We start from the raw sequence: 12800 nt of genomic DNA, 5'->3' as shown, positions 1-12800 counted from the left end.
CAAAAATATGGAAAGAACACAGGGAATAAATATGGATCATTTAAATAACCCGATTTACTACACCGCAGAACATCGTGCTTTTGCAGACAGTGTTAAAAAGTTTGTAGAAAAAGAAATTTCACCTTATGTGAATGAATGGGATGAAGCTGAAACCTTTCCACGCGAGCTTTACCAAAAAGCGGCTGAAATTGGTTTATTGGGGCTAGGCTTTGATGATGAGCATGGTGGTATTTCGGATGCAGATGCATTTCATGTATTCCTCGCTGCGGTTGAAACAGCCAAAGCAGGTTCAGGTGGGGTGCATATTTCACTCATGATTCATACCATTGGAACACCGCCGATTCATCATTTTGCACAACCACATATTCGTGACAAAGTCATGCCACAAATTATTTCAGGTGAAAAGATTTCTGCATTGGCGATCACTGAACCGAGTGGTGGCTCAGATGTTGCGGCATTACAGACCAAAGCCATTCGTGAGGGTGATTTTTACATTGTTAGTGGTGAGAAAACCTTTATTACTTCGGGAATGCGTGCGGATTATTACACGGTTGCTGTACGAACTCATCCTGAAATCAAAGGTGCAAATGGTATTTCGATGTTATTGATCGATGCACATAGTGAGGGCATTACGAAATCACCTTTAAAGAAAATGGGCTGGTGGGCATCGGACACAGCGCATTTGCATTTTGATCAGGTGAAAGTGCCTGCTGAAAATCTTTTGGGTGAGGAAAATGCGGGTTTTAAAGTCATCATGAAAAACTTTAATATGGAACGTTTTTGGTTGGCTTCGATGGCGTATGGTTATGCCTTGGTGTGTTATCAAGAGGCTTTGGAATGGTCGAAAGAGCGTAAAACTTTTGCTAAGCGTTTGGTTGATCACCAAGTGGTACGTCATAAGTTGGTGGATATGGCCACACGATTAACCACAACGCGTGCCTTGTTGGAAGATACGGCTTATCGTATGGGTAAAGCGGAATTGCAAGGCTGCGATTTAATTGCACAGATTTGTATGTCGAAGAATGTCGCAACACAAACGATGCAGTTTTGTGCAGATGCTGCTGTGCAAACGCTTGGTGGCATGGGCTTTATGCGAGGTACGAAATCTGAGCGTATTTACCGTGAAGTAAAGGTGAATATGATTGGTGGTGGTGCAGAGGAAATTATGAAAGATTTGATTAGTAAGCAATTAGCGTTTTGATATTTCAGTAAATTCAATCACATGTCCATCATTATTCTTTATTACAGCTCTAAATCCAAAAGGCGTGTTTTGTAGTGGGGAAATAATTTTTTCTATATCTGTGATATTTGTAAAAAGTTGGGATAGGTTTTCGACTTGAAAACCTAATCTTATGTTTTGCGTTAAATTACTGAGATCATCCAAAGCAGGGTAGATTTCAAAGATTAATCTATTGAGATTACATGAATAATGTTCAGGACCATTTCCATGTTGTTCTGATTTGAAAACCAATCCAAACTGACTATAAAATTGGCGAGTTCGTTCAATATCTTGGACTTTTAAAATGACTAGATTGATTAGCATTATGTTTCTTTCCAATCTTCATTAATAATCGCCCATCGTTCATGATCTTTCCAATCTTTACCTCCAATTCTTAAATACTGTCTAGAAAAACCTTCTTTGATAAAACCTGCACCTGCAACAAGACGAATTGATGCAATATTTTCAGGTTGTATATTGGCTTCTAAACGATGCAAATTCATCACTTGAAAGGCTTCATTCAATAATAATTTTAACCCTAATTTCATATAGCCATTTCCTTGATAGGGATGAAAAATTTCGTAACCTAAATAGGCTGAATGAAAATAACCACGGACAATATTAGAGATATTGAATGTTCCAATAATTTGATGAGTTTTACTTAAGCAGAGAAAATATCGACCTTCTTGTTGTAAATAACTTTGAAAATCAATGGGTGGAAACGTCCAAGGTTGATGTAGTGCTTGGCTATTTTTATATGCCAATTCAATTTCTTTTAAGTCTGAAATTTTTGGTTTTCTTAAGTAGACAATATTCATTTTAACGCCATATCCAAAACATGTTCAGTCAATTCATCTAAAGAAATTTTTCCATCAGGTCTATACCACGTCACTGTCCAAGCAATTGCACCACCAAGCAATCTACGCCAAATAAAAGCATCATGCTGAATTTTGCCCAACACTTTTAATTCTTCAATCACATTGAGCCAAATATTTTCATAATCATTACGTAACTTGAGTAATTCATTCTGACGTTCTGTAGAGAGCGCAAACCATTCATAAACCAAAACCGCCATCGCAGAACCCGTATCGCCTGTGATCGACACCAATTCGGCTTTAATCAGATTTTTTAATTGTTGTTCAGGATGATTGCCTTGATTGATCGCATCGAGCAAACGTGCATGATTATAAATAATGGTTTCATGCATCACATTCGCCAAAATATCATCTTTACTTTTGAAATGATGAAATAAGCTACCTGATTGAATTCCAATAAAATTTGCAAGTTCTCTCACTGTGGTTTTGGCATAACCTTGCTTATGAAACAAATACGCAGCACCCAATAACAAACGACCACGCGCGCTGTCATCAAAACAAGCAATAGGTTCAATTTCAGTGATCGAAGTCGCAATCATCGTGGGTTGTCATCCTTGGTAGAAGATCATTTGACATGAAAATTAACAGATTTGCCAATTCAGCATAGCATTTTGCACTTTACAAACCAAGCGCTTGCTTGGTAGATTAAAGTATAAATTTTATGCACAACAATGAAAACAAGTTCGGGACGAATGAGGTATAACAATGGAAGATCAGCGTATAGTCAAAATTGGGTGTGCTTCAGGCTTTTGGGGCGATACCAATACCGCAGCGTTTCAGCTCGTACATTTGTCTGACATCAATTACTTGGTTTTTGATTATCTATCTGAAATTACCATGTCGATTATGGCAAAAGCCATGATGACTAATCCTGAACATGGTTATGCACTCGATTTTGTCAGCCGTGTGATGACGCCATTACTTAAAAAAATCAGTGATAAAAAAATTAAAGTGATCAGCAATGCAGGTGGAGTGAATCCATTGGCATGTCGTGATGCTTTGCAAAAAGTCATTGAATCTCAAGGTTTGGATTTAAAAGTGGCTGTGGTTTTAGGTGATGACCTGATGCCAAACCAAGCTGAATTAAAAAATCAAAATATTAAAGAAATGTTTAATGGCGAGGATTTACCAAGTCATTTAGCAAGTTGTAATGCTTATCTTGGTGCAGTGCCAATTCGTGATGCGCTTGATCAAGGTGCAGATATTGTGATTACAGGGCGTGTGGTGGATTCCGCTGTGGTACTTGCTCCATTACTACATGAATATCAATGGGCTTTAGATGATTACGATAAATTATCGCAAGGTTCATTGGCAGGGCATATCATCGAATGTGGCGCGCAATGTACGGGTGGAAATTTTACTGATTGGCGCTTGGTTAAAGGTTTTGACAATATGGGCTTTCCTATTGTTGAAGTGAAAGCAGATGCTTCATTCATTGTGACTAAACCGAATGGTACAGGTGGTTTAGTGTCTGTTGGTACAGTCGCTGAACAAATTGTTTATGAAATTGGCAATCCGCAAGCCTATTTACTGCCTGATGTGACTGCTGATTTTAGCCAAGTCAAATTAGAACAAGTCAGTGAAGATCGTGTTTTGGTGACAGGTACAAAAGGTCGTGCGCCAACGCAACAATATAAAGTCAGTGCGACTTATCCTGATGGTTATCGGGTCTTGGTCAGTTTCTTGATTGCAGGACGTGAAGCGCCTGAAAAAGCCCAAGTCATTGCCGATGCAATTTTAACGAAATGCGAACGTGTTTTAGCACTGCGTTCAGTCCCGCCATTTCAAGAAAAATCAGTTGAAATACTTGGAATTGAAAGTACTTATGGTGCAAATGCAAAACATTTAGATAGTCGTGAAGTTGTGGTGAAAATTGCAGTGAAGCATATGTTTAAAGAAGCGTGTATGTTCTTTGCTTCTGAAATTGCGCAAGCTTCTACAGGGATGGCGCCTGCATTGGCAGGCATTGTCGGTGGTCGTCCAAAAGCTTCACCTGTAATTAAACTTTTCTCTTTCCTTGTTGATAAATCAAAACTGAATGTTGAAATTGATATCAATGGTCAGCGTCAAAACGTGCAGATTCCTCAAGGTTCAGCAGACCAATCATTTACCCAACTTGCTGTAGGTGATGTTGCTCTATTCAAAGGGGATGAAGTCGAAGTGGCTTTGGTCGATATTGCCCATGCGAGAAGTGGCGATAAAGGTAATCACAGCAATATCGGGGTGATTGCACGTAAGGCTGAATATTTACCATGGATTCGTGCCAATTTGACGGAAGAAAATGTCGCGAAGTATATGCAACATGTGTTGAATCCTGAAACAAGCAAGGTGATTCGTTATGAAATTGAAGGCTTTAATGCATTGAATTTCATGCTTGAAAATGCTTTGGGTGGTGGTGGAATTGCCAGTTTACGCATTGATCCGCAAGGTAAGGCTTTTGCACAGCAGTTGTTGGATATGAAGGTGAAAATTCCTGCAAGTTTAAAATCCCCCTAACCCCCTTTAATAAAGGGGGAACTCCTCCCTTTGGAAAAGGTGAGCAGTATTACTGTGCAAGGGGAGGGATGATTAACTGAAATGTTATTATATAGCTAAAAAATCTCCCCTAGCCCCTCTTTAATAAAGAGGGGAACTCCTCCCTTTTTCAAAGGTGAGCAGTATTACTGCGCAAGGGGAGGGATTTAAGAAATTCAAAGAACACAAATTGGAAATAAAAAATGCAATATCACTCAATATTTAGATCAGATGCTTTTCAAGACAAAGTGATTATCGTGACAGGTGGTGGCTCAGGAATTGGTCGTTGTACTGCACATGAGTTGTCAGCTTTGGGCGCACAAGTGGTGATCACGGGGCGCAAAATTGAAAAGCTTGAAAATGTCAGTAAAGAAATTCAAGAAGATGGTGGCAAAGTTCATTTTATCGTCTGTGATAACCGTGACGAACAACAAGTCAAAGACATGATTGCCGAAGTGATTGAAAAATTTGGCAAGTTAGATGGTTTGGTGAATAACGCAGGTGGGCAATTTCCATCAAATTTGGAAAGTATTTCAGCCAATGGTTTTGATGCCGTGGTTCGCAACAATTTACATTCAACTTTCTATCTGATGAAAGAAGCCTATAACCAATGGATGGCGAAAAATGGCGGTAGCATCGTCAATATGGCAGCCGATATGTGGGGCGGAATGCCAGGCATGGGACATTCAGGGGCAGCACGTTCAGGTGTGGATAACCTGACTAAAACGGCTGCGGTGGAATGGGGACGTTCAGGTGTTCGAGTAAATTGTGTTGCACCAGGATGGATTATTTCCTCAGGCATGGATAATTACACGGGTGATTTTGCCAAATTTATTATTCCAAGTTTGGCAGGTAATGTTCCGCTCAAACGTATGGGTACGGAGTCAGAAATTTCATCTGCGATTGTCTATTTACTTTCAGAAGCTGCGGGTTTTATTTCAGGAATGACCATCCGTATTGATGGTGCTGCATCGCTAGGCACACGTATGTATCCACTTGCTGATGCGACCAATAGTGTTTCTTTTAATGGATTCCATCGTGCCTTTATTCCAGATGTGTTGAAAGCTCAGATGGATCAAGCGGACTAAATGCGATTCAAATGCAAGATGAAAAATAAGGATTAAAAAAAGGGACGAAAAGAAATGAGCATTCTCCAATCCGAAATTGCTGTGGGTAGTGAGCAATTTAATCAGAATAAAGAAGCATTGCTTGCACAGATTGCTGAAATTCGTGCTGTGCAAAATAAGAGCATTGAAAAGTCTTATGCGGCAAAGCCAAAGTTCGATAAGAAAGGCAAAATTCTACCACATGAACGTGTACGTCTAGCTTTAGATGCTGATTCGCCATTCGTGGAGTTATGCGGTTTGGTGGGCTATGGCATGCATGATGATAAAGATGGCTCAGATGCAGGCGGTGGCATTATTTCAGGGATTGGTTTCGTCAGTGGTGTCCGCTGTTTAGTTTCCGCGAGTAATAGTGCCATCAAAGGCGGAACCATGTCGCCAATGGGCGTACAAAAAACGCTTCGTATTCAGCAAATTGCCTTTGAACAAAAATTACCAATGCTGACATTGACCGAAAGTGGTGGAGCCAATTTAAATTATGCAGCCGAAGTTTTTACTGCAGGTGGAATGACCTTTGCCAATCAAGCACGTATGTCTGCGGCAGGCTTACCGCAAGTGTCTGTGGTACATGGTAATGCAACAGCAGGCGGTGCTTATCAACCAGGCTTGTCGGACTATGTGATTGCAGTGCGGAAACAAACTGAAATGCTCTTGGCAGGTCCCCCATTACTTTTGGCTGCGACAGGTGAGGTAGCAACAGCAGAAGAATTGGGCGGTGCAGAAATGCATGCACAAGTGGCAGGTACAGCTGAGTTTTTAGCTGAAAATGATGCTGATGGCATTCGTATTGCCCGTGAAGTCTTTGAGCATTTAAATTGGAAAGAACAGACCAAAAATCTCAATCTTGAATATAAAGAACCACGTTATTCTGCTGAAGAATTGCTAGGCATTATTCCTGCAAGTCCGAAGCAACCGTTTGATATGAAAGACGTCATTGCACGTATTGTCGATGATTCTGAATTTTTTGAGGTGAAGTCTGAATATGATGCTTTAACCGTATGTGGTTGGGCGAAAATTGGCGGCTTACATATCGGGATTATTACCAATAATGGCCCGATCACGCCACAAGGTGCAACTAAAGCCGCACAATTTATTCACCTGTGTGAGCAGACCAAACGTCCATTATTGTTTTTACACAATACGACAGGTTTTATGGTGGGAACAGATGCCGAACAGAACGGCATTATCAAACATGGTTCTAAGTTGATTCAAGCCGTTGCCAATACCACTGTGCCGAAAATTTCAATTGTCGTCGCAGGGTCGTATGGGGCAGGCAACTATGCAATGTGTGGACGCCCATTATCACCACAATTCATTTTCGCATGGCCAAATTCGCATGTCGCCGTGATGGGTGCTGCGCAAGCAGGCAAAGTTTTACGTATCGTTGCGGAAGGAAAACAAAAAGCTTCGGGAATGGAACCGAATGAGCAAATGTTGGATTTCTTAGAACAAAGTACAGCTACCAAACTCGAACAGCAATCCACGGCTTTATTCAACACAGCCATGTTGCATGATGATGGAATCATTGACCCTCGAGATACACGTAAGGTTTTGATCTTCTTATTGGAAACTATTTATGAAGCTGAACATCGTGAACCGAATCCAATTCGATTTGGGGTGTCGAGGCTTTAAGAGCTTAATTAAAATCCCTCCCAACCTCCCTTTGTAAAGGGAGGAGTTCCCCCCCTTTTGTAAAGAGGTGAGAAGCAATGCTTCGCAAGGGAGGTTAATAAATAAAAATTCAGGAAATAAAAAGGACAACACCATGAAATTTACACCAGAACATGAAGCGCTACGCCGTACCACACGTCAGTTTGTTGAAACTGAGTTAAATCCATTTATTCCAACGTGGGAAGCGGAGGGGCGTTTTCCGATCCATGATATTTTTAAGAAAATGTCAGACTTAGGTTTACTCGGCATTTGTAAACCTGAGGAAAATGGCGGCTTAGGTTTAGATTATTCCTATAATCTCGTGGTTGCAGAAGAATTAGGTCGCGCAGCTTGTGGGGGTGTTCCGCTTGCGATTGGTGTGCAAACCGATATGGCGACACCTGCCTTGGCACGTTTTGGCAGTAAAGAATTACGTGGTGAATTTTTAACCCCTGCGATTGCGGGTGAATATGTTGCGTCAATTGCCGTCTCAGAAGTTCATGCGGGTTCAGATGTTGCAGCCATTAAAACCACGGCTAAAAAAGATGGTGATGATTACATTATCAATGGTAGCAAAATGTGGATTACCAATTCACTACAAGCGGATTTCTTTTGTTTATTAGCAAATACCTCTGATGACAAACCACATGTCAATAAATCCATGATCATTGTCCCTGCAAAAGCAGCAGGAATTAGCTTTTCAGAGCCGTTGAATAAACTCGGTATGCGTTCAACCACAACCGCTCAAGTGTATTTTGACAATGTTCGTGTACCACAACGCAATCTCGTGGGTGCGGAAGGTATGGGCTTTATGATGCAAATGATGCAGTTCCAAGAGGAACGCATGTGGGCGGCTGCCAATGCGATTGGTGGTTTAGAGCATGTGATTAAGCAAACCATTGAATATACCAAAGAGCGCACAACTTTTGGACAGCCATTAATCAACAATCAATATGTACATTTCCGTTTTGCTGAAATGATGACAGAAGTGGAAGCTTTACGTGCCTTGACCTATCGTGCATGTCAAATTCATTTGGAAGGTGGCAATGCGACTGAAATTGCATCCATGGCAAAACTCAAAGCAGGGCGCTTAACCCGTGAAGTTGCTGACAGTTGCTTACAGTTTTGGGGTGGTAATGGCTTTATGTGGGATAACCCTGCATCGCAACTGTATCGTGATGGTCGTTTAGGCTCAATTGGTGGTGGTGCGGATGAAATCATGCTCGGCATTATTTGTAAATTGATGGATATTCTTCCATTAAAACGTAAGTAACTGAATATAAATAAATTGGGAGAATGAATATGACACTTTCAGCTTCTCTGAGCACCCAACAATTTGATGACAGTATTCAATTGGAACAAGATGGCAGTATTTTAACCCTATGGCTGAATCGACCTGAAAGTCGCAATGCGATGAGTTTGAATATGGTTAAAGCCATTCAACAGGTGTTTAAAGCGATTGAAAATGATTTGTCGATTCGTGCGGTGATCCTGCGTGGTCAAGGTGGGCATTTCTGTGCAGGCGGTGACATTAAAGACATGGCTCAACTGCGTGGGGAAGCTGCGACTGCAGGTTCAAATCAGCCTTATGTCGATTTTAATCGTCAATTTGGACACATGATTCAGCAAGTTGATCAAGCACCACAAACCGTGGTGGCAATTCTCGAAGGTGCTGTTCTCGGTGGCGGTTTTGGCTTGGCATGTGTTTCAGATATTGCGATCAGCCTTGCAGATGCAAAATTTGGTTTACCTGAAACAGGTTTAGGGGTGATCCCTGCACAAATTGCACCCTTTGTAGTGAAAAGAATTGGTTTAACCCAAGCACGTCGTTTGGCTTTATTGGGTACTCGATTTGATGGGCAAACTGCATTGAAAGTCGGTGTTGTGCATGAAGTGGTCGAGAGTCAGCAGGGTTTAGAGGCTTTATTGTCTGAAACGATTCAGCAAATTAAACGTACTGCGCCTCAAGCCTCTCGTGTCACCAAAGCATTGTTACATCGAACTTTAAATGAACCGTTGAATAGTTTATTGAATGATGCTGCACAACAGTTTGCCAATGCGGTGGGTGGTGAAGAAGGTATGGAAGGCACGATGGCATTTATTCAAAAACGCAATCCAAATTGGTTTGGTGGTGAGTAGGTCATTGCATTTTTCAGAACTCAAAAATTGAATATTTATCACAATTGGAGCTTTGTTTGGAACGTTCCTTCTCCCTTTGGGAGAAGGTTAGGATGAGGGGGAATAAGTAAATCTCCCCTAACTCTCACTTGCGCTTCATTTTAAAGCAGTGCTTTAAAACTTGCTCAGGAGAGGGAATTTCCATTGTGAATTAATGATTTATTCCAAATTCAGCTTATTGTAGACGTTTATTCAATAAATATTGTCAAAGTATAAAACAAAGAATAGGGAAAACGAGAATGGCATTTTCAAAAGTATTGGTGGCGAATCGTGGTGAAATTGCTGTTCGCGTCATGAAAACAGCAAAAGCAATGGGTTATGCAACGGTTGCTGTCTATTCCGATGCAGATCGCAATGCACGCCATGTAAAAGTTGCAGATGAAGCCGTTTACATCGGCGCATCCAAAGTTTCAGAATCCTATCTGTCGATTCAAAATATTATCGAAGCTTGTAAAAAAACAGGGGCTGATGCCGTACATCCTGGTTATGGCTTTCTTTCAGAAAATACTGATTTTGCGGCAGCCTGTGCTGAAAATGGCATCACCTTTATTGGACCACCTGCGCCTGCAATCGAATTGATGGGCAGTAAACGCCTATCTAAAATTGCCATGATTCAAGCAGGTGTACCCTGTGTGCCTGGCTATGAGGGCGATCAGCAAGATATTGCCCATTTAGAACAACAAGCCAATCAAATTGGTTATCCGCTTATGGTCAAAGCATCGGCGGGTGGCGGTGGACGAGGCATGCGTTTGGTGCAAAGCGCTGCCGATATTGTCGAATCATTGAAAACGGCACGTTCTGAAGCTGAAAATGCCTTTGGTTCAGGTGAACTGATTTTAGAAAAAGCCGTAATTGCACCGCGCCATGTGGAAATCCAAGTCTTTGGTGATACGCATGGTAATTATGTGTATTTATTTGAACGTGATTGTTCGATTCAACGTCGTCATCAAAAAGTGGTTGAAGAAGCGCCGTGTCCCGTGATGACAGATGCTTTACGTCAACAAATGGGGGAAGCAGCAGTTGCAGCTGCACGTTCTTGTGACTATGTTGGTGCAGGAACAGTCGAGTTTTTATTGGATGCTTCAGGTGAATTTTATTTCTTAGAAATGAATACACGTTTGCAAGTAGAACATCCTGTAACGGAGTTAATTACAGGTTTGGACTTGGTTGAATGGCAACTTCGAGTCGCCTATGGTGAAACTTTGCCATTACAACAGTCTGAATTGACGTTAACAGGTCATGCGATTGAAGTGCGTTTATATGCTGAAGATCCGCGTTTAGACTTCTTGCCACAAACAGGGCAGGTTCAACGTTGGTTACCCGCAGAATTACCAAATGTACGGATTGATCATGGTTTATTAACAGAGGATGAAATTAGCCCATTCTATGATCCGATGGTGGCAAAGGTCATTGCTTATGGCAAGACGCGTCAGGATGCGATTCGTTTATTGGCACGCGCTGTTGATGATTGTGTGTTGTTAGGCGTGAACAGCAATAAGCAATTTTTGGTCAATTTATTAAGACACCCAATTATTGTCAAAGGTGATACCAACACGGCATTTATTCAAGAGCATTTCCAAGATGATGTCAGCCTACATAAACAAACGTTGGGCTTAGAACATTTAGCGATTGCTGCCGCTTTATTTACCAATGCTTCAAGCCAAAGTAGCTGGAATACAGGGATTGCATTATCACTACCTTTAAAATTGAAACACGATGAACAGCAATTACAGCTTTCTGTGAAACGTGATCAAAATCAAGTTGAAGTAGAGATTTGTGGGCAGACCTCTACCATACAGATTCTTGAGCAAACTGCACAAAAATTGGTCTACGACACCAATGGTGTGCGCCGTTCAATTGATTATGTTCTGGATGGAAATAATCTGTTTTTAGATGCGGTGAATGGCAATATTGCGATTGAGAATACAACCTACGCACCACCTGAAACTTCTGATGTGGCAGGGGATGGTAAGATTCGTGCACCGATGGATGGTGCAATTATCAATATTCTCGTCAATGCTGGTGATACAGTCGCTAAAGGTCAGACTTTGTTGATTTTGGAAGCGATGAAAATTCAGCAACAGATTAAATCTGATGTGGATGGTGTGGTAGAAGAGATCATCGGAAAAGTCGGACAGCAGGTGAAAAAACGTCAGTTGGTTTTGAATATTCAGGCTTGATATTGATTCAAAATATTGACTATCTAACTCTCTCCTAAAAAGGGAGAGAGCACTTTACGATTTAAAATCTCTGATTCTTACTCGCTTGACAGTCACTAGTTCAGTTGTTATTTTTCGGCAATTATTTCCCAGTATCCCTTTCACATGCCCATTGATGATGGCTTTATTTATCAGCCGCCTTTAGATCCACTTGATATTATTTTTGAAGATGCAGATTTTGTTGCGATCAACAAGCCTGCAGGATTGCTTTCAGTACCTGGGCGTTTAGCTGAACATCATGACAGTGCTTATTTTCGAGTATTAGATCTATTCCCAAATGCTAAAATTACCCATCGTTTGGATATGGCAACATCGGGTATTCTCTTATTCGCTAAACATCGTGATGCAGAAGTGGCAGCCAGTAAGATGTTTCAGGCGAGAACCATTAAAAAAAATTATATTGCTTTGGTGCAAGGGAAAATCAACAGCAATGGCAGTGTTGAAGTTCCGCTCATTACCGATTGGGAGAATCGTCCACGTCAAATTGTGCATTTCGAATTGGGTAAGCCTTCTCAGACTTTATTTGAATGCATTGGTTATGATAGTGAAAAAGATGTGAGTCGTGTGTTATTAACTCCAATCACAGGGCGTTCGCATCAGTTACGTGTTCATATGCAATATATTGGTCATCCGATTATGCGAGATAAGTTGTATCATCCTGAACCGTTTAAAACGGATTTAACGCGTATGGCGTTGCATGCGAGTTATTTGTCTTTTATGCAGCCATTTTCAAATGAGTTGATTGAAATTGTGAGTGAGCCTGAGTTTTGATAACTATATTTTACTTATCGAACTTATGTTTGTAATTTTCAAAAATTGAATGTGCTCAAAATATAATTATTGGATTACACCTGCTAATCAATGTTCAAGGATTGGCACAGCCTCTAGCTACTTTGTATAGTTTACCTGACTTTGTGTAGGCGTTTGTTACTTTGAGGGATCAAAGTAACCAAAATCCTTTGTTGGACAAAGGGGACTCCTGTCACCCTTGTCCAACGGCGACATCCATGTCGCCTAACGC

Annotated in this window: 11 protein-coding genes; 8 read left to right on the top strand and 3 right to left on the bottom strand. The window is 41.1% G+C overall.

Going from position 1 to position 12800, the window contains the following annotated elements; translation table 11 throughout:
* Positions 1–31: 31 nt before the first annotated feature.
* Complete coding sequence (locus tag BEN71_RS15720; protein WP_068975175.1) at positions 32–1201, top strand: acyl-CoA dehydrogenase family protein; 1170 nt, start codon at positions 32–34, stop codon at positions 1199–1201.
* On the opposite strand, the gene BEN71_RS15715 is transcribed toward BEN71_RS15720, so the two are convergent.
* Genes BEN71_RS15715 through BEN71_RS15705 form a run of 3 tightly spaced genes read right to left on the bottom strand, consistent with a single transcriptional unit; the run spans position 1190 to position 2633 of the window.
* Positions 1190–1543 carry a VOC family protein gene (locus BEN71_RS15715; RefSeq protein WP_068975174.1) on the bottom strand — a complete coding sequence of 118 codons (354 nt, stop codon included), beginning with the start codon at positions 1541–1543 and terminating at the stop codon, positions 1190–1192. The two genes, BEN71_RS15720 and BEN71_RS15715, sit on opposite strands and share 12 nt — an antisense overlap.
* Complete coding sequence (locus tag BEN71_RS15710) at positions 1543–2037, bottom strand: GNAT family N-acetyltransferase (protein WP_068975173.1); 495 nt, start codon at positions 2035–2037, stop codon at positions 1543–1545. The genes BEN71_RS15715 and BEN71_RS15710 overlap by 1 nt, the downstream gene beginning before the upstream one ends.
* Positions 2034–2633, bottom strand: a complete 600-nt coding sequence (locus BEN71_RS15705; RefSeq protein WP_068975172.1) for a TetR/AcrR family transcriptional regulator — start codon at positions 2631–2633, stop codon at positions 2034–2036. Before BEN71_RS15705 ends, BEN71_RS15710 begins: the two co-directional genes overlap by 4 nt.
* Positions 2634–2799: 166 nt before the next feature.
* Here BEN71_RS15705 and BEN71_RS15700 point away from each other — a divergent pair, with 166 nt between their 5' ends.
* The 7 genes from BEN71_RS15700 (at position 2800) to BEN71_RS15670 (ending at position 12550) form a co-directional block, all read left to right on the top strand.
* The gene (locus BEN71_RS15700) at positions 2800–4590 is read left to right on the top strand and encodes an acyclic terpene utilization AtuA family protein (RefSeq protein WP_068975171.1); all 1791 of its coding nucleotides are present in this window, start codon (positions 2800–2802) and stop codon (positions 4588–4590) included.
* A 221-nt stretch (positions 4591–4811) separates the two neighbouring features.
* Positions 4812–5696, top strand: coding sequence for an SDR family oxidoreductase (locus BEN71_RS15695; RefSeq protein WP_068975170.1), 885 nt, complete (start codon positions 4812–4814; stop codon positions 5694–5696).
* A 54-nt stretch (positions 5697–5750) separates the two neighbouring features.
* A complete protein-coding gene (locus BEN71_RS15690; protein ID WP_068975169.1) occupies positions 5751–7364 on the top strand; it encodes an acyl-CoA carboxylase subunit beta in 1614 nt (537 codons plus the stop codon).
* A 133-nt stretch (positions 7365–7497) separates the two neighbouring features.
* Positions 7498–8655, top strand: coding sequence for an acyl-CoA dehydrogenase family protein (locus BEN71_RS15685; RefSeq protein ID WP_068975168.1), 1158 nt, complete (start codon positions 7498–7500; stop codon positions 8653–8655).
* 29 nt (positions 8656–8684) lie between these two features.
* Positions 8685–9521, top strand: coding sequence for an enoyl-CoA hydratase/isomerase family protein (locus BEN71_RS15680; RefSeq protein WP_068975167.1), 837 nt, complete (start codon positions 8685–8687; stop codon positions 9519–9521).
* 278 nt (positions 9522–9799) lie between these two features.
* Positions 9800–11740 (top strand): acetyl/propionyl/methylcrotonyl-CoA carboxylase subunit alpha, encoded by a 1941-nt coding sequence (locus tag BEN71_RS15675; RefSeq protein WP_068975166.1) that lies wholly within the window; start codon positions 9800–9802, stop codon positions 11738–11740.
* A 144-nt stretch (positions 11741–11884) separates the two neighbouring features.
* Positions 11885–12550, top strand: a complete 666-nt coding sequence (locus tag BEN71_RS15670; protein WP_068975165.1) for an RluA family pseudouridine synthase — start codon at positions 11885–11887, stop codon at positions 12548–12550.
* The last annotated feature ends 250 nt before the right edge of the window (positions 12551–12800 follow it).

Source organism: Acinetobacter wuhouensis, assembly GCF_001696605.3.
GTDB lineage: Bacteria > Pseudomonadota > Gammaproteobacteria > Pseudomonadales > Moraxellaceae > Acinetobacter > Acinetobacter wuhouensis.
The sequence above is the reverse complement of the archived record's forward strand: the minus strand, read 5'-3'. Positions and strand labels throughout refer to the sequence as shown.

Bases quoted from the DNA above. Each gene is read 5' to 3' on its own strand.
- BEN71_RS15720 (WP_068975175.1), top strand. From the start codon at position 32: ATGGATCATTTAAATAACCCGATTTACTACACCGCAGAACATCGTGCT.
- BEN71_RS15715 (WP_068975174.1), bottom strand. From the start codon at position 1,543: ATGCTAATCAATCTAGTCATTTTAAAAGTCCAAGATATTGAACGAACT.
- BEN71_RS15710 (WP_068975173.1), bottom strand. From the start codon at position 2,037: ATGAATATTGTCTACTTAAGAAAACCAAAAATTTCAGACTTAAAAGAA.
- BEN71_RS15705 (WP_068975172.1), bottom strand. From the start codon at position 2,633: ATGATTGCGACTTCGATCACTGAAATTGAACCTATTGCTTGTTTTGAT.
- BEN71_RS15700 (WP_068975171.1), top strand. From the start codon at position 2,800: ATGGAAGATCAGCGTATAGTCAAAATTGGGTGTGCTTCAGGCTTTTGG.
- BEN71_RS15695 (WP_068975170.1), top strand. From the start codon at position 4,812: ATGCAATATCACTCAATATTTAGATCAGATGCTTTTCAAGACAAAGTG.
- BEN71_RS15690 (WP_068975169.1), top strand. From the start codon at position 5,751: ATGAGCATTCTCCAATCCGAAATTGCTGTGGGTAGTGAGCAATTTAAT.
- BEN71_RS15685 (WP_068975168.1), top strand. From the start codon at position 7,498: ATGAAATTTACACCAGAACATGAAGCGCTACGCCGTACCACACGTCAG.
- BEN71_RS15680 (WP_068975167.1), top strand. From the start codon at position 8,685: ATGACACTTTCAGCTTCTCTGAGCACCCAACAATTTGATGACAGTATT.
- BEN71_RS15675 (WP_068975166.1), top strand. From the start codon at position 9,800: ATGGCATTTTCAAAAGTATTGGTGGCGAATCGTGGTGAAATTGCTGTT.
- BEN71_RS15670 (WP_068975165.1), top strand. From the start codon at position 11,885: ATGCCCATTGATGATGGCTTTATTTATCAGCCGCCTTTAGATCCACTT.